We start from the raw sequence: 16971 nt of genomic DNA on the forward strand, positions 1-16971 counted from the left end.
GGCGCGGGCTCAGATATCCTGACCGTTGGCCGCTGCGTCCTGGGCGGCCTTGATCTGCGCCTCGTCCAGACCGTAGATGTCTCTGGCAGCCTTTTCCGAGATATAGCCGCGGGCGAGGTCGCGCTGCACGCAGACAGGGTCGCGCGACGACGCAGGCCCATACCCCGCGCCGCCCGGCAGGGCGAGCATCACGCGGCGGCCTGCGGCCACGAACTGTTTGCCCTTACCTTTCATCGGGACTCCGTCGTCCTGGGCGATGGTTGTGGGCGCGCCCGCCTCTCCGCCCCGCCGCCCCCGCGCGGGGTGGTCGACGCGGTCGAACATGGCTTGAAAGTCAAACTCATGCCCGGCCCGTGCGCCGACATCCATGTATTGCCCGAGGCCGCCACGCTGCCGCCCGGCACCGCCGGAATCAGGCCGCAATTCCTTGCGCCAGATGATAACCGGCCCGGCATGTTCGGTGACCTCCACAGGCATGGTCATCACACCTGATGGAAACGCCGTGGCGTTCAGCCCGTCATGGGCTGGCCGGGCCCCTGACCCGCCGGAATTGAACGTCAGCACCTCTGCGCGTCGGGCATCGGCGGGCGTCGCGACATCAGGTCGGGGCCGCAGGCTGAGCTGAAAATTGCACAGGCATCCAGCGCCCTCTGCGGGCACCAAATCGGGCAGGATTTTGTCCAGCGCGTTGTAGACGGCATCGGGGACAAAATGCCCCACGATATGGCGGAGCGCCACGGGGGCCGGGTGCAACGCGTGCACGATGGTGTTTTCGGGGGCCGTCACCTCGAACGGCGCAAGCGAGGCTGCATTGTTGGGGATTTCCGGGGCGATCGCGCATTTCAACGCATAGCAGGCATAAGCCTTGGCATAGACCAGCGGGCAATTGATCCCCTTTTTATCAAGCCCGGAAGATCCTGCAAAATCCGTGACAATCCGGTCCGCTTCGATGGTGAGCGTGACCTTGATTGTGATCGGCGCGGAAAACCCGTCAACGGTCATTTCACCGCTTGCCGATGTCTGTGGCAGAGCGGCGATCCGGTCCACCGTGGCCTGGCGGGAGTGTTCAAGAATGAAGCCGGAGATCCCTTGCAGATCATCGAGGTCGAATTCTTCGATCATGTCGATCAGCCGCCGGTGCCCGATATCGTTGCAGGTGGCCAGGGCATAGAGGTCCCCGACAAGCTGGTCGGGTTCGCGCACATTGCCTCGGATGAGGTGCAGCAGCGTCTCATTCACCTTGCCCTTGTCAGCAAAGCGCATGATCGGAATGTAGAGCCCTTCCTCAAAAACGCTGGCCGCATCCGCGCCAAACCCGCGCCCGCCGATATCGACAACATGCGCGGTGCAGGCAAAGAAGCCCACCAGCCGACCGCGATAGAACGACGGCGTGACCATGGTGATGTCGTGCAGGTGGCCTGTCCCTTCCCACGGATCATTGGTGAGGTAGATATCGCCTTCGCAGATGCTCGCCCGCCCGATCCGTCTGATGAAATGCGCCACCGCGTCGGCCATGGCATTCACATGACCCGGCGTGCCGGTCACGGCCTGCGCGAGCATCCGGCCTTGCGGGTCATAGACCCCGGCCGAGAGGTCGCCCGCTTCGCGCACCGATGTGGAGAACGCCGTCCGCACCAGCGCCTGTGCCTGTTCCTCTACAACCGAGATCAGCCGGTTCCACATCACCTGATAGGAAACAGTCATCGAACCCTTGGTCATGAGGCGGTCTCCTTACAGGGCGTCAGATCAATGCTGCCGTCCGGCTGACAGCACGCCTGGCGGCCTGCCGGGACGATGATGGTTGTCTCATCCTCGACAAGTGCCGCAGGCCCCTGAAGTCTTTGGCCGGTCTTCAGCGCTTTTCGCGGCACCACGGCGCTTTGTCTGTACGCACCGCTGGCCGGATCGAATATCGGTCGGTGGATCTCGACCGGCACCGCCCCGCTGTCGGGCACGGGCAGGACCGGGTCCACCGGGTCGGGTCGGGTTGTGGCATTGACCGACCACAGGGTAATCTCGATATCGAGCCCGGCGACGGCTCTGCTGAAGAGCTTGGCATATTCCGTTTCGAAAAGCGCTTTGAAGGTGGCGGGATCGGGGTCGTTCGCCTGGGCGCGCTCGAGGGTCACGGGGATTTCCCATCCCTGACCGGTATAGCGCATATAGACCTTGAAGGCGCTGTCAATATCCCCCTGCGGGTCGCAGGTCTCTACAAAGCGGATGGCATCGGCCTCAAGCTCCGCGAGCAAGGATTTGATGGTCTGCGCCTCAAACGTCGAGAGCCGCATATAGACCGACCGGGTTGCCTCAAAACTGAAAGGTGCGCGCAGAAATCCGATGGCAGAGCCGACCCCGGCCCCGGGCGGCACCAAAAGGCGCGACACACCGAGTTTCTCGCACAAGCGTCCCGCATGAAGCGGGGCGGCGCCGCCAAAGGCGATCATCGTATAGTCGCTCAGGTCTTCGCCATTTTCGACTGCATGTACCCGGGCGGCATTGGCCATGTTCTCGTCGACCACCTCGGCCAGACCAAAGGCGGCGTCGGGTGCCTGCATCCCAAGCGGGCTGCCAAGGTGGGTCTGAAGGGCGACCTCGGAGGCACCGGGATCGAGCTGGATGGTGCCCCCGGCGAAGGCTGCGGGATCGAGCTTGCCCAGCACCAGATCTGCATCTGTCACGGCAGGTTTGTCGCCGCCGCGGCCATAGCAGGCCGGGCCGGGTTCCGAGCCTGCCGAGGCCGGCCCCACCCGGATCTGACGCAGCGCATCCACATGCGCCAGCGATCCACCGCCTGCACCGATTTCCACCATGTCGATCACCGGGATCGAGATCGGCATGCCGGAGCCTTTCTTGAACCGGTAGCTGCGTGCCACCTCAAAGACGCGGGATGTCTTGGGGTTTTGGTCCTTGATCAGGCAGATCTTGGCGGTGGTGCCGCCCATGTCAAAGCTCAGCACCTTGTCCAATCCGTGCCGGGCCGCGACATGGGCTGCAAAGACGGCCCCTCCCGCAGGGCCGGATTCGACCAGCCGAACCGGAAATTCAGCCGCACTTTGCAACGAGATGATGCCGCCGCCCGAGTGCATCAGGAAGACCTTGCACTGCACGCCTTCGGTTCTGAGACGGTCTTCCAACCGTCCCAGGTAGGAATTCATCAACGGCTTGATGTAGGCATTGGCCACGACCGTGTTGAAGCGTTCGTATTCGCGCATCTGCGGGCTGACTTCGCACGACAGGGAGACCGAGACACCGGGCAGGCGGTCGGTCAGGACCTCACGGATCTGTTTTTCGTGGCTGTTGTTGAGATAGGAATGGATCAGGCCCACCGCGATGCTCTCATAGTGCGCTGGGGCAAGGCGATCCACCAGCGCTTCGATGTCGTCACGCGCGAGAGGACGCAAAACCTGACCCTGCGCATCCAGACGCTCGTCGACGGTATAGCGACACTGGCGCGGCAGCAGCGGTTCCGGCAGCACCAGGTTCAGATCGTATTGTTCGAACCGGCTTTCGGTGCGCATTTCGATGACATCGCGAAAACCCCGGGTCGTGATGAGCGCGGTTTTGGCCCCGCGCCGTTCAATGAGCGCGTTGGTGGCCAGCGTGGTGCCGTGAATGATCTGTCCGATCTCTTCGGTGCCGATGCCGGCCGCGGCGCAGACCTGTTGCAGGCCATCGATGATGGCGTCCTCGGGCGCGCCATAGGTTGTCAGCACTTTGGTCGAGAAGGCCGCGCCGCCGCATTCCAGCACGACATCGGTAAAGGTGCCGCCAATGTCGACGCCAAGACGTGGCTTGCTGGCTGTCATGCGCTCTTTCCTACACCCGTTCCAGTGCAATTTATGTCTGGTAACGGGCCAAGTACCAGCCGTTTCTGCGCGGGGAGCGCCACGGGCCTAGGTGCCCCTTTGATCGCCGATGGCGGTTCTGGGAATGGAGACGGCCTTGAGCACGGCAAAAACCTCCTTGCCTTCCTCCAGATCAAGGGCTGACACCGACCGTCGCGTGATCCGCGCCAGCAGCAGATTGTCGCCCGCTCTGAGCTGGGCCAGCGCGCCCGGACCGGCCCCCATCCGAAGGGCCGCGACCGTTGCCGGCAACACATTCAACGCGGAGATCGCTCTGGGCCGTTCCGTTGCAATCATCACGTCTTGCGCCTCGATGCGGATGCGCAGGTCGGTCCCGACCGGATATCCCACCTGCGGTAAAAGCAGGGGCACGCGGCCTGCCGTGACTTCGGTAATCCCGTCGGCGTGCTGCGCCGTGATCGTCGCATGGAGCATCACGCCCGCAGCGCTTGCCCCCATCGGGGTCACATCGGGGTCGCTCAGCACCTCAGCGGCCGGGCCCTGGCGGATCACGCGCCCGTTTTCCAGCACCACAAGTGTCGTGGCCAGCCGGGCCACTTCGGAGCCTGCATGGCTGACATAGAGGATCGGAATTTCCAGCGCGTCCCGCAGCCGCTCGAAATAAGGCAGTATTTCTTCTTTGCGCGCGTCATCGAGGGCGGCCAGGGGTTCATCCGCGAGGATCAGGCGCGGGCTGGCCAAAAGGGCGCGCCCAATTGCCACCCGCTGCTTTTCGCCGCCCGACAACCGCCCCGGACGCCGATCCAGCAAGGGCGCGATGCCAAGCATGTCCACAATCCGGTCGAACGCTTCGCGCGGGGCGTCCTTGGGGGCAAACCACGCGCCGTATTTCAGGTTCTGGCGCACGCTCAGATGCGGAAAGAGCCGGCCTTCCTGAAAGATGTACCCCACACGCCGCTTGTCGGGGGGCAGGAACACCCCCGCCGCAGCGTCGAACATCACCCAGTCTTCGCTGCTGATGCGCCCGGCATCGGGTCTCAGCAAGCCCGCCAGCGCGTTCACAATCGTGGTCTTGCCGGATCCCGAGCGCCCATAGAGCATGGTAATGCCCTTGGGTGCCTCGAACTGCGCCTCGAGCGTAAAGCCGTCAAAACGGTGCTGCAGGGTGACGCTGAAGCTCATGTGCTGCCAATCCTGTGGGCGATACGACGCGACAAGGCTTCTGACAGCAAAAGCGCGCCCATGGCGATCACCACCGAGATCACGACCAGCCTGAAGGCCGAGCCCTCCGCGCCTGGAATCTGCAAGAACGCGTAGATGGCCGAGGGCAGGGTCTGCGTCTGACCGGGGATGTTGGAGACAAAGGTGATGGTGGCCCCGAACTCTCCCATGGCTTTGGCAAATGCCAGAATGCTGCCCGCCAGGATACCGGGCAAGATCATCGGCAGGGTCACGGTCAGATAGACCCAGAGTTTTGAGGCCCCCAGGGTAGCGGCGGCTTCTTCCAGCTTGGGATCAACGGCTTCGATGGAGAGGCGGATCGCCCGGACCATCAGCGGAAACGCCATGATCGCCGCTGCCAAAGCCGCTCCCGTCCAGCGAAAGGCAAAGACGATCCCCAGCTGTGACAGCGCCTGGCCGATCGGGGCCTCAATATTAAAAGTCACCAGCAACAGATACCCCGTGACCACGGGGGGCAGGATCAGCGGCAAATGCACCAGCCCGTTGAAAAGCTGCTTGCCGGGAAAGGCACACCGCGCCAGCAGATGGGCCGTCCAAAGCGCAAAGGGCAGGCTGAACAGGGTGGCCCAGAAGGCCACGCGCAGCGACAGCGCCACGGCGCTCCATTCTTCGGGGCTGAGCCAGTCCATTGCGATGCCTACTCCGCGTCCACCAGAAAGCCGTAGCTTTCAAACACCTTATCTGCGGTGTCGCTGCGCAGATAGTCAAGAAAGGCGGTGGCCTGAGGCTCTGTGGCCTGCTGTGTTTTTGCGGCCGGATAGACGATCTCGGGGTGCGTTTCCTGGGGGAAAACCCCCCGTACGGTGACCTTTGGTTCAGCCGCGGCGTCCGTCGCATAGACGACCCCGAGAGGGGCCGCGCGCAAGGCGACCAGGGCCAGTGCCATGCGGACGTTGTCCGTCTCCACTACATCCGCCTCGACCTCGGACCACAGTCCGAGGTTTTCAAGCGCGGCCTTGCCATATATGCCAGCAGGCACCGCCTCTGTCAGCGCCATGGCCAATTTGCCGCCCTGCAACAGGCCGGCTAAATCAAGCGAAGAGGTCAGAGCGACGGGGGCGGCATTTGCAGGTGCAATCAGGACCAATCGGTTGCCCACGAGGTCAAAACGGGTTGCAGGATCGATAAGGCCTGCGACCTCCAACCTGTCCATCCAGTCTGCGTTGGCGGAGATGAAAACATCTGCCGGCGCGCCGTATTCGATCTGGCGGGCGAGGGTCGAGGAGCCGGCATATGAGGTCACGACCCGGTACCCGGTGCTTTGGGTGAACTGCCGTGCGATGTCGTCGACGGCCTCTTTCAGACTGGCGGCGGCAAAAACGGTGAGTTGTCCGGCCCCGGCGCTGACGGCCAGACACAGCGTTATGGGGACAGCCAGCAACAGTTGTTTGAGCGGGGACCAAAACCTCATGGCGCAGTATTCCCGCAGCGGCGCAGGATGCGCAAGGGCTGGCCGGTCAGGCCGCTGCGGGTTTCGCCTCCAGCCGCGCCACACCGACAACGTTCAGGCACAGCAGGATGGCAGCTGTCGCAAGGCAGAGCGGCAGCCCGCCGATCTGGTAGCTGGCTCCCGACAGCACGGTGCCCAACAGGCGACCTGCTGCATTGGCCATATAGTAAAACCCCACATCCATCGTCACCCGCCGATCAGACGTGAAGGCCAGGATCAGGTAGGAATGCAGGGAGGAATTGACCGCAAAGAGCGCGCCGAACACCAAGAGCCCGCCCACCAAAAGCAGTGTCAGCGCCGGCGTGGGCTGCTGTGCAACCGTGACCGCAATCGCAAGCAGGGCAGGGATCGCGATAAGGCCCGTGCCCCAGAGCTGCGCATCACGGATGAGTGCTGCAAGATCGCGCCGGTCTGCCGCGAGAAGCCTTGGCGCGCTGGCCTGGACCGCCCCGTAGAGGATGATCCACAGTGCCATGAAGCTGCCAATCAGAAAGAAGGCCGTGCGATTTCCCGCCTCGGTGCCGTCAGAGAGGACGGCGTAAAAGTAAATCGGGATGCCAACCACGAACCACACATCTCGCGCGCCAAAGAGAAACACGCGCCCAAAGCTCAGCCAGTTGACGTTGGGGTCTTTCGAAAACACGTCGCTGAATTTGGCGGATTTGCGCCCGGCAGGCAGCCCCGGCGGCAGGCGCAGCCAAAGCACCCCCAGGATGAGGGCCAGAAAACCGCCCATCAGAAGGATCGCTGCGGTGAACCCGAAGACGCCCAGCAGGACCGCCCCCAGCAGAAAACCGATCCCCTTGACCGCATTCTTGGAGCCCGTCAGCACAGCCACCCATTTGAACAGCCCGCCCTGCGCGCCCGGTGCGAGAATCTTGACCGCGGATTTCGCGCTCATTTTCGAGAGGTCCTTGGCGACACCGGAGAGCCCCTGCACCAGCATGACGAAGACCACGGAGGCCCCGATGGCCCAGGTCGGGTCGAGCTGCGTCAGCATGCCCAGAGCGATGATCTGTAACCCCAGACCGGCAAAGAGCGTGGAGGTGAGGCCAAACCGCGCGGCAATCCAGCCCGCACTGAGGTTGGTGACGATCCCGGCCACCTCGTAGAGCACAAAGAGGTAGGCCAGTTGCACCGGCGAAAAGCCCAACCCGTGAAAGTGCAACAGCACCAGCATGCGCAGCGCGCCATCGGTGAGCATGAACGCCCAATAGGCGACCGTCACAGCGATATAGGCCGCAAGGCCACGATCCTGGCTCACAGGCTGCGACCGACAAGATGCGCCACATCTACCAGACGGTGCGCATAACCCCATTCGTTATCGTACCAGGCATAGACCTTGAGATGCGTGCCGTTCACCACCATCGTCGAGGGCGCATCGACGATGGCGGAGCGCGGGTCATTGGTGTAGTCCGTGCTGACCAGCGGGCGGGTCTCATACCCCAGTATGCCTTTCAGCGGGCCATTGGCGGCGGCCTCGAAAAGCGCGTTGACCTCTTCGGCTGTGGTGGCGCGGTCGAGTTCGAACACACAATCCGTCAGCGAGGCGTTCAGCAAGGGCACACGCACCGCATGGCCGTTCAGGCGGCCTTTGAGCTCCGGGTAGATCAGCGTGATCGCGGTGGCGCTGCCGGTGGTGGTCGGGATCAGAGAGTTCAGCGCAGAGCGCGCACGCCGCAAGTCTTTCGCGGGGCGGTCAACAATCGTCTGAGTGTTTGTGACATCATGAATTGTCGTTATTGATCCGTGTTTTATGCCAATGCCTTCATGCACCACCTTAACCACCGGGGCGAGGCAATTGGTCGTGCAGCTTGCCGCCGTGACGATGTTGTGCCGCGCGGGATCATATATCGCGTCGTTCACACCGTAGACAATGTTTGCCGTCGGGCCGTCCTTGACCGGCGCGGAGATCACAACTTTTTTGACGCCCTTGTCGAAATAGGGGGCGAGCGCGGCTTCGGACTTGAACGCCCCGGTGCAGTCGATGACCACGTCCACACCGTCAAGCGGCAGAGTCTGCAGCGCCGTTTCGCCATGGACCGGCAGCTTGGTGCCGTTTATTGTGATTGACGAGGTGTCCGCACTGAAATCGGCGTTCCAGCGACCGTGGACCGTATCAAACTCCAACAAATGTGCGTGCATCGCCGGATCGCCGACCGCATCGTTGATCCAGGCCAGCTTGGCACCGCTCTCCAGCAGCGGCTTCAGGGCGAGTTTTCCGATGCGGCCAAGGCCATTGAGGGCAAAAACGGTCATAGGGTCACTTTCATGGGTTCAGCGCAGCCGATCTGATCCAGCGCGGCCTGCAAGGCTGGGCGCGGCAAGGACTGCAAATCCAGCTTTGCAAATCTGCTGATCTTGTCCTGCAGGGTTTGATAGGTGTGTTCAAAAGCTGCCCGGCGGTGCGCGCGCGACCCTTGAACCTCGGCGGGGTCTTCAAGCCCCCAGTGGGTGTTCAAGGGGCGGCCAGACCAGGCAGGGCAATCTTCGTTTGCCGCTCTGTCACAGAGGGTGATAACGGCCATCATTCCGGGGGCCTCGTCCTGCTGATAGAGGGTGATATCCTTGCAGGTGACGCCGTTGATTTCATGGCCCTTTTCCCGCAGCACCTCCAGCATCAACGGGTTCGGTGCCTCGGCTGGATCGGTTCCCGCGGAATGAACGGCCATGGCGGGGGGCAGGATTTCGCGCGCCAGCACCTCGGCGCAGATCGACCGCGCGGAGTTACCGGTGCAGGCAAAAAGCACCGACGCCGGTCGGTTGCACTGCTCATATCCGACCCGCATGTGGGGCAGGTCAATCCGGTCGCGGCAGCAATCGCTGAACAGATAGTGCAGCAGATCGCCCGTGCTCTCCAGATCGGCCTGATACAGCAGCGAGGTGGCTTTGCGTCTTTTCCGGATCAGAGATGCGTTCAGCAGGGTGCCGAGATAGACCGACGTGGTATTGGTCTTGTAGCCCAGGGCAGCGGCGATTTCACCGGCAGGCACCTCGTCGGGAAAGCGCCGAACGAGAAGCCGGAAAAGCGCCAGCCTTTGCGGATGGCTGAGTGCCGAAAGTTTGAGAAGCGCATCTGATTCCATAATTCATGAATATATGAATTAATGATCGGATCAATACCTCGGCTGCCTGTTTACAAAAACTTCACAAAGCAGCGGGCCTGGACAAAGTTCGGTGGAAATGGCCGACCCTGACGCCTGGTGTCGCAGAGCTTCGAAGCGCCATGGGCCAGCAGAACCGTCCTGACTGCTGCCCAAAAATCAGCATCCGGCGATTGCACCCGGAGGGGGGTTATCATACGCTCGCGCGAACGACGCGATCATGGGCTGACCGGACCAGATGAGTGATATTTTCGAAGGGCTGTCTGCGGCGTTCTGGCTGGTTGTCACGCTTGACCCTGAACTTCTGCAAATCAGCCTGCGGTCGCTTCAGGTCAGTCTGACGGCCCTTGTCATTGCCTGTGCCATCGCGCTGCCCTTTGGCACCTTCCTTGCCATCCGGCGGTTCCGGTACCGGCGCCTGGCGATTTCCGTGCTCAATGCGCTGATGGGGCTGCCCCCGGTTGTTGTCGGGCTGATCGTTTACATCCTGTTGTCGCGATCCGGCCCGTTTGGCGTTCTGGGGCTACTGTTTACGCCAACGGCCATGGTGATTGCACAGGTGATTATCATCACGCCGCTGATTGCCTCGATCACCCATCAGGCAATGCGGGAGCTTTGGGCCGAATACCACGATCTGCTGATCTCGCTGAACACCTCGGCTGCGCAGCGGATCAGAACGCTGATCTGGGACGGGCGACGCAATCTGCTGACCGCGGCGCTTGCAGGTTTTGGGCGCGGCATCGGAGAGGTCGGCGCGATCATGATCGTGGGTGGCAATATCGACAATGCCACACGGGTCCTGACGACGGCCATCGCGCTGGAGACGGGCAAGGGGGATTTCGCGCTGGCGCTGGCGCTTGGATTTGTGCTGATTGCCTTGGCCATCGGCGTGAACATCTGTATCCATTGGCTGTCGCGGACTGAACGCGAGGGGCGCTGGTGACCACGATCCTGCCTCTTAGACTGGAAGACGTGAGCGTCCTTCGCAAAGGCAAGCGACTTTTGGGACCTGTGTCGATGACCCTGTCCGAAGGTGGTCTGACCATCATTGTCGGTCCGAACGGCAGCGGCAAGACCACCCTGCTGAAAGTCATGCATGGGGTGGAGCGGGTCAGTGCCGGACGCGTGCGGTGGGCTGTCCCGGATGAGCAAGCCCAGCACCATCAAAGCTATGTGTTCCAGACCCCCATCATGCTGCGCCGGTCGGTGGCGGATAACCTGCGGTACCCGCTGCAACTGCGCAAGACTCCCCGCGATACGGTCGAGACCTGTGTCGCCGACTGGGCCAGCAGGATCGGGCTGCAGGACTTGCTGAAGCTGTCAGCCACCCGTCTGTCGGGGGGCGAGAAACAGAGACTGGCGCTGGCGCGCGCGCTGATCAGGCGACCGGAAGTGCTGTTTCTGGATGAGCCCTGTGCCAATCTTGACGGGGCTTCCACACGGGACATCGAAAGACTGCTGGAGGAGGCACAACAGGCCGGGACCCGCATCATCATGACGACACATGATCTTGGACAAGCCAAAAGACTTGCGACCGATGCGATATTCATGCTGCATGGATGTATCAAAGAAGCAGCTCCGGCGGAGGCGTTTTTCGATGCGCCGCAAACTTCGGAACTACAGGCATTTTTCAGGGGGGATATCATCGCATGATGACACGTGTACTGGCCTCGGTGGCCGCCATTTTCATCGCCACCACGGCGTTGAGCGAAGACATCAAGCTGGCGGTGACAACATCATTTGAAAACTCCGGTCTCTCGGAGGTTCTCTTGCCCGCGATCAAGGAAGACATCGGCCTGGACGTCCAGTTGCTGGTTGTCGGGACCGGTCAGGCCCTGCGGCTGGGGCAGGCCGGCGACGTCGATGCGATTCTGGTGCATTCACGCGCTGCGGAAGAGAAGTTTGTCGAAGAGGGCTACGGGACCTACCGGCGCGAGATCATGTATAATGATTTTGTGTTCATCGGTCCTGCGGCTGATCCGGCAGAGATTGCGTCGTCCTCTTCTGCCGTTGTCGCGTTGCAAAAGATCGCGGGGACAGCGCCGCCCTTTGTCAGCCGCGGCGATGACAGCGGCACCCACAAGATGGAGCTGTCGCTTTGGGAAAGTGCCGGGCTCGATCCTGCGGAATTCGCCGACTGGTACCGGGCCGTTGGGTCGGGCATGGGGGCGAGCCTGAATACGGCTGCGGGCCTTGACGCCTATATTCTCGCGGATCGGGCGAGCTGGCTGAACTTTGGCAACAAGGCCGACCTCGCACTGTTGTTTTCGGGGGATCCCGCGCTCTTTAACCAATATGCCTTTCTGGCGGTGAACCCCGAAAAACACCCCCATGTGCGCAATGATCTGGCAGTGAAGCTCGAAACCTGGCTGACCAGCCCGCGCGCGGCAGAGCTTATCAACAGCTACCAGATCAACGGCGAGACACTCTTCACCTTCAACGCCCAACCCCGATAGGCTTCAGTGCTGGTGCGGGTCGTCGTCCAATGACCCATGCACGGCGAACTGCTCGATCCCGGCGTCCTGGGGTTGGATCATGCGGTAGCCTTCCTTGACACCCGCCTCGGTCAGCTCGCGCGTGACCGTGAGCAGGGTGTTGGGCGCGTGATCTTCGCAGAGCGCGATCATCTGATCGACTTCTTCCAGAGCCGTGCCCATTGCGGCCTCGACCGACGGGGCGCCGTAGATCGTCACAAAGTGCTGAGCGAGTGAGGCCGCCAGCGCCTCGCGTTCGAAGGGTTCGATCTGGGCCACCGCGACAAAGGTGGTGCGCCCGAACGTCTCAAGCCCCATCCAGCCGTTGGCAAAGGCCTGCTTTGCCTTGCCGGCCAGATCGCCTTCGGACCAGTTGGAAAACTCGAACCCGCCCGAGATGCACCATTCCCCGGTGCGTGCGGGGCTGTGGAACACACGGGTGTCGCTCTCGTCGAAATGAATTGCGCGCGCCAGTTTCATGGGGCCTCCCTCTGCAGGTCAGTCGTCAGCAGGTCCGTCAGCGGAATGATCGTCGTGCCGCTGTCTGACTGCAAGATCATTCCGAGGTTTTCGTCGATACCGGTGAAGGTGCCTTTGCGCCCGGCGACCTCTGTGGTTTCTTTCAGACCATGGGCGAGCCCGCTCCATTCGCTGTGGATCGGGCGCGGGCCCTCATCGCTCCAGCGGTTGATCCACACCAGCGTGTGCCGGACCCAGGCCTCCAGCAGATCGGGGGCCTGCACATCCGCGCAGCCTTCGGAAAAGAGGGCTGTGACATCTGGCGTCAGACCGGTCTCTTCGGCGGCGGGCCAGAGCGCAAGGGTCAGGCTCACCACCAGCCAGTCCGGTGTCTGTGCCGGGTCGCGGGGGGCGGCCGCCATGCAAAGCCGCCCTGCAACCGCGCCATTGATCCGCAACGGTCCCGCCCAGTCCAGATGCACGCTGACTTCCGGCGGGGCCAGCGCTCCCAGCGCATTCTGAAAGCCGATCCCGCAGAGCGGCAGCATGATCGCGGCCTCCCGCAAGGGCACGTCCGGCGCGAAAACCACCGCGGCACGCAGGATGTCGGGGCGCAGATCGTAGGTCATCAGCCCCGCATCACACCCCGCGCGGGCCTGTCGGCAGGCCGCCGCAAAAGGGTCAGCGCCGTCCGTGGGCTGGCCGTGAAACAGCGGTGGCAGGCTCAGATGGCTCATGCTTTTCCAAGCGCGATCAGCTCTTTGGCCACCGCACGGAACGCGGCGGCCTGCGGGCTTTCGGGTTTGGAGACGACAATCGGGGCGCCGCCATCGGCGGCCAGGCGTATGTCGAGATGCAGGGGGATCTCTGCCAGCAGCGGCACGCCGATCTTTTTCGCCTCCGCCGCCACGCCGCCATGCCCGAAGACATGCTCCTCGTGGCCGCAGTTGGAGCAGATGTGCGTGGACATGTTTTCGATCATCCCCAGGATCGGGGTGCCGAGCTGGTTGAACATGTCGATGCCCTTGCGCGCATCCAGCAAGGCCACATCCTGCGGGGTGGAGACCACGACGGCCCCGTCCACATGGAATTTCTGGGCTAGCGTCATCTGCACGTCGCCCGTGCCCGGCGGCAGGTCGACAATCAGCACATCCAGCGCCCCCCATTGCACCTGCGTCATCATCTGCTGGAGCGCCCCCATCAGCATCGGACCGCGCCAGACGGTGGCCTGGTCGTCGTTTGTCATGAGCCCGATGGACATCATCGTGACCCCGAAGTTGCGCATCGGCAGGATGGTCTTGCCATCGGGGGAGGCAGGGCGGCCCGAGACCCCCAGCATCCGCGGCTGAGAGGGCCCGTAGACATCCGCATCGAGCAGGCCCACGCGCCGCCCTTCCGCGGTCAGCGCACAGGCGAGATTGGCCGATAGCGTCGATTTGCCCACGCCACCTTTGCCGGAGGCAATCGCAATGATGTGGTCGATGCCGGCAACCTTCTGAGGGCCGGAGGGGGTCGAGGCCCGTTGCGGCTTGAGATCGGGCGGCGGCGCGGGGGTGCTATGCGCGGTCAGCAGAACCTGCGCCGTCGCAACCCCGGCCTGGGCCAGCGCCGTTTCGGCGGCTGCTTTGACCGTCTGGTAGGCGTCGGCCTGCGAGGCAGGCACTTCCATCACGAAACGCACCGCCCCGTCCTCGCCAACCGTCAGCGCCTTGACCAGCCCGGCGGCCACGATATCCGTGTCGGAGATCGGGTCGGTGACTGTTTTCAACGCCGTCAGCACGGCGTCCCGGGTGATGCTCATGCGTCTGCTGCACCGTTGATCTGGCCGGTCACGACATGCTCCAGCTCGAGCCCGTCAATGGTCAGGACAACTTTGGCCTCAAAGGTTTTGCCCTCGGTTTCACCGGCATTGCGCATGGCCTCTTCGATCGCCTGTTGAGAGGTGACGCCGACCTGCTTGAGGAATTTGCGCATGGACATGTTGAAGTCTTCGTTCATTCGATCTCTCCTTGATGGGTTCGAAATTGACAGTGATTTATGTGGGGCCCAGGGCCGGGAAAATAGGCGGGGTGCCGCAGAGCCCGAGAGGGAACGCCCCTGCCTCTGTGCTTTGGGGCTCGCCTCTAGTGATCCTTGCGTTTGCTGAGATAGTCATCGGTGGTGCGCACGCGGGGTCTGTCTTTGCTGGCAAAGGGGTTGTCGGTGGCATGATACTGGGCCTGTATGCGGCAATTGTCGCACATCTGGATCATGCGGATCGTCTCCGGGCTGGAGAACATCGCGTGGTTGCCCGCCAGCTTTTCTGTGATCCGCTCAACGGTCGATTTCACGCCAAAGAGCACACCGCATTCAATGCAGGGGAACGGCTCCTCTTCATGCATGACTTTCTGGGTAAAGGCATCGTCGGTCAGGTTGAGCTGCGGCACCAGCGTGATCGCCTGCTCTGGGCAGATATTGCTGCAAAGTCCGCATTGCAGGCAGGCGTCTTCCTGAAACCGCAGTTGCGGGTTGTCGGGATTGTCGCCCAACGCGCCGGAGGGGCAGAGCGACACGCAAGACAGGCAGAGCGTACAGGCATCCTGATCGACGGCAATCGCGCCATAGGGGGCCGCGTCGGGCAGGGCCACGAATTCCGCCTGCGGCTGGAGCGCCTTGGCCGCCAGTCGCGTCACCTGACGCCGGCTGCCGATGGGCAGGACCGGCTCTGCCAGGGGGGCTGCGGTCTCCGCCTCGTAAAGCGCGTCTGACAACGCGTCCGGGTCCTGCAGGTCCAGAAGGCGCAGGGATTGCGTTCCCGAAATCGCCTGGGCGAGCGTGGCTTCGCTGGCGAGGACATCGCGTTCAGTTTTGGGGGCCAGCAGGATGTCGACCTGCGCAAATCCGCAGGCCAGGGCGGCCAGCATTTCCGCATGGCCAAACCCGGCAAGGGCCGAGACGCTCAGCGGGATCACATCCGCCGGGAGCCCGCGCCCATGGCGCGCGCTGAGCGAGATCATCTCATCCCCGAAGGTCTCGTCATGCACCAGCAGCCGCGGTGCCGTACCGCCCGCCTGACGGTAGACGCTTGCCAGTTTGTGAAGCCGGGCGAAGACCGTGCTGACCGGCGGGGCGTCATAGGTGATCGCCCCTGACGGACACAAGGCGGCGCAGGCCCCACAGCCGGCGCAGATCATCGGGTCTATTGCCACGTGATCCCCCGCCGAGGTGATGGCACCGGTCGGGCAGATGTCGAGGCATTTTGAACAGGCCGGCTGTTCGGCGCGGGAATGGGCGCAGAGCGATTCCTCGAGACGCACATAGAGCGGTTTTTCAAAGGTGCCGATCAGCTGGGCCGCCGCGAATACGCCCTTTGCCACCGCCGGAGTGCTGCCGGGGTCTGCCCGCAGGTAGCCGTCGCGCTTTTCCGGGGCAGGGAACAGGGCGCTGCCCCCCGAGAGATCCAGAATGATATCGCAGTCCGACATCGCCCCGTCGCGCGCCGCGGTCCAGTTGGCAGCGCCACGGCCACCCGCGATGATCTGCTGGAACCCGTCGATCCGCAAGCTGAATTGCCCCAGAGTACCATGCGCGCGCGCCAGCCGTCCCGAGACGATCTCAACACCGGAGGGCTGTGCAACCTCCGGCGGGCGCGAGACGAGCAGGGTGACAGCCAGCGTGCCGGCAAGCTCGGTCGCGGCATTCAGGGCCGCATCGCTGTCCCCGATGACAAGGCAGCTGCCCTGCGAGACGATATCGAATGTCTTTTCGGAGGGGATTTCCAAAGTGGCCTCGGCGGCAAGGGCTGCCATCTTGGCGCTTGGGTCCTGGCCCGGCGCGGTCCAGCCCGCGCGGTCGCGGATATCTACAAACCCTGCGGGGTCGGCCCCGATCTCTGCGGCCAGATCCGCAAAGAGACCGGCCTGCTGCCGACAGGCAATGATGACGTCGCCCTCTTTCAGCTGTGCGGCGGTTTTTTCGATCTGTGTGCCGCAGGCATCGGTCAGGACGGTGCCGCAGGACAGGCCGGTTGCGGCCTCGATGGCTGATGCATCGAGCTGCTGGCTGCCCAGACAATCACACAAAATCAGTTTCTTGGTCATCCTCTTCCCCTCCGCGCGGCACTGGTCTTTGCCGCTCTGGCTGCAGGTGCCGCTGCATAGGTATTCAGGAATGCGCCCCTTCGTAAACCGGATTCGTCAACCTTTTCGACAACTTGCATCGCGGGACAGAGCTAGAACCTCGCAAGGGGAAAAAACCTCCGCCAATGCACAGCTGGCAATTGTTAATGTTTTCATGCATTTGATTGAATACAAAGTAAAACAGTCAGAATTATCACTTCAGATGTGTACCGGCGTATGCGAAATTTTCCTTTGATCTTGAGGCTGATTTGGTAGGGTAGGAACCACAAAGGAACAGTGCGAGGTTACCTTTTGACCAAAACCTACCCGGGTTCCCAG

16 protein-coding genes are annotated in these 16971 nt (G+C 62.6%); 3 read left to right on the top strand and 13 right to left on the bottom strand.

Annotated elements, in window-relative coordinates:
• Positions 1 to 9: 9 nt before the first annotated feature.
• The 8 genes from H7847_RS06450 to H7847_RS06485 all read right to left on the bottom strand — a co-directional run bounded on the left by H7847_RS06450 (position 10) and on the right by H7847_RS06485 (position 9584).
• Positions 10 to 1719, bottom strand: coding sequence for a hydantoinase B/oxoprolinase family protein (locus H7847_RS06450; RefSeq protein ID WP_227268572.1), 1710 nt, complete (start codon positions 1717 to 1719; stop codon positions 10 to 12).
• A complete protein-coding gene (locus tag H7847_RS06455) occupies positions 1716 to 3806 on the bottom strand; it encodes a hydantoinase/oxoprolinase family protein (protein WP_227268573.1) in 2091 nt (696 codons plus the stop codon). The genes H7847_RS06450 and H7847_RS06455 overlap by 4 nt, the downstream gene beginning before the upstream one ends.
• A gap of 87 nt (positions 3807 to 3893) precedes the next feature.
• Positions 3894 to 4988 carry a molybdenum ABC transporter ATP-binding protein gene (gene modC / locus H7847_RS06460; RefSeq protein ID WP_227268574.1) on the bottom strand — a complete coding sequence of 365 codons (1095 nt, stop codon included), beginning with the start codon at positions 4986 to 4988 and terminating at the stop codon, positions 3894 to 3896.
• Positions 4985 to 5677, bottom strand: coding sequence for a molybdate ABC transporter permease subunit (gene modB, locus H7847_RS06465; RefSeq protein WP_227268575.1), 693 nt, complete (start codon positions 5675 to 5677; stop codon positions 4985 to 4987). Before modB ends, modC begins: the two co-directional genes overlap by 4 nt.
• 8 nt (positions 5678 to 5685) lie before the next feature.
• Positions 5686 to 6459 (bottom strand): molybdate ABC transporter substrate-binding protein, encoded by a 774-nt coding sequence (gene modA, locus H7847_RS06470; RefSeq protein ID WP_227268576.1) that lies wholly within the window; start codon positions 6457 to 6459, stop codon positions 5686 to 5688.
• Positions 6460 to 6505: 46 nt separating this feature from the next.
• Positions 6506 to 7762 carry an organoarsenical effux MFS transporter ArsJ gene (gene arsJ / locus H7847_RS06475; protein ID WP_227268577.1) on the bottom strand — a complete coding sequence of 419 codons (1257 nt, stop codon included), beginning with the start codon at positions 7760 to 7762 and terminating at the stop codon, positions 6506 to 6508.
• Positions 7759 to 8757 (bottom strand): ArsJ-associated glyceraldehyde-3-phosphate dehydrogenase, encoded by a 999-nt coding sequence (locus tag H7847_RS06480; RefSeq protein ID WP_227268578.1) that lies wholly within the window; start codon positions 8755 to 8757, stop codon positions 7759 to 7761. Before H7847_RS06480 ends, arsJ begins: the two co-directional genes overlap by 4 nt.
• Positions 8754 to 9584: an arsenate reductase/protein-tyrosine-phosphatase family protein gene (locus H7847_RS06485; protein ID WP_227268579.1), complete on the bottom strand. Its 831-nt coding sequence runs from the start codon at positions 9582 to 9584 to the stop codon at positions 8754 to 8756. The genes H7847_RS06480 and H7847_RS06485 overlap by 4 nt, the downstream gene beginning before the upstream one ends.
• A 256-nt stretch (positions 9585 to 9840) precedes the next feature.
• On the opposite strand from H7847_RS06485, the gene H7847_RS06490 reads away from it, so the two are divergent.
• Genes H7847_RS06490 through H7847_RS06500 form a run of 3 tightly spaced genes read left to right on the top strand, consistent with a single transcriptional unit; the run spans position 9841 to position 12058 of the window.
• Positions 9841 to 10545: an ABC transporter permease gene (locus H7847_RS06490; RefSeq protein WP_227268580.1), complete on the top strand. Its 705-nt coding sequence runs from the start codon at positions 9841 to 9843 to the stop codon at positions 10543 to 10545.
• A complete protein-coding gene (locus H7847_RS06495; RefSeq protein WP_227268712.1) occupies positions 10539 to 11255 on the top strand; it encodes an ABC transporter ATP-binding protein in 717 nt (238 codons plus the stop codon). The genes H7847_RS06490 and H7847_RS06495 overlap by 7 nt, the downstream gene beginning before the upstream one ends.
• Positions 11252 to 12058 (top strand): substrate-binding domain-containing protein, encoded by an 807-nt coding sequence (locus tag H7847_RS06500; protein ID WP_227268581.1) that lies wholly within the window; start codon positions 11252 to 11254, stop codon positions 12056 to 12058. Before H7847_RS06495 ends, H7847_RS06500 begins: the two co-directional genes overlap by 4 nt.
• A 3-nt stretch (positions 12059 to 12061) precedes the next feature.
• Here the strand turns inward: H7847_RS06500 and H7847_RS06505 are convergent, their stop codons facing one another.
• From H7847_RS06505 to H7847_RS06525, 5 genes are all read right to left on the bottom strand, one after another.
• The gene (locus H7847_RS06505) at positions 12062 to 12556 is read right to left on the bottom strand and encodes a DUF6505 family protein (RefSeq protein ID WP_227268582.1); all 495 of its coding nucleotides are present in this window, start codon (positions 12554 to 12556) and stop codon (positions 12062 to 12064) included.
• On the bottom strand, positions 12553 to 13272 hold the full coding sequence (locus H7847_RS06510; protein WP_227268583.1) for a biotin/lipoate--protein ligase family protein: 720 nt from the start codon (positions 13270 to 13272) through the stop codon (positions 12553 to 12555). Before H7847_RS06510 ends, H7847_RS06505 begins: the two co-directional genes overlap by 4 nt.
• The gene (locus H7847_RS06515) at positions 13269 to 14336 is read right to left on the bottom strand and encodes an Mrp/NBP35 family ATP-binding protein (protein WP_227268584.1); all 1068 of its coding nucleotides are present in this window, start codon (positions 14334 to 14336) and stop codon (positions 13269 to 13271) included. Before H7847_RS06515 ends, H7847_RS06510 begins: the two co-directional genes overlap by 4 nt.
• The gene (locus tag H7847_RS06520; RefSeq protein ID WP_227268585.1) at positions 14333 to 14533 is read right to left on the bottom strand and encodes a DUF6494 family protein; all 201 of its coding nucleotides are present in this window, start codon (positions 14531 to 14533) and stop codon (positions 14333 to 14335) included. The genes H7847_RS06515 and H7847_RS06520 overlap by 4 nt, the downstream gene beginning before the upstream one ends.
• 125 nt (positions 14534 to 14658) lie before the next feature.
• Positions 14659 to 16614: a 4Fe-4S binding protein gene (locus H7847_RS06525; RefSeq protein ID WP_227268586.1), complete on the bottom strand. Its 1956-nt coding sequence runs from the start codon at positions 16612 to 16614 to the stop codon at positions 14659 to 14661.
• Positions 16615 to 16971 lie beyond the last annotated feature (357 nt).

Source organism: Roseobacter weihaiensis (assembly GCF_020622345.1).
GTDB classification, from domain to species: Bacteria; Pseudomonadota; Alphaproteobacteria; order Rhodobacterales; family Rhodobacteraceae; genus Roseobacter; species Roseobacter weihaiensis.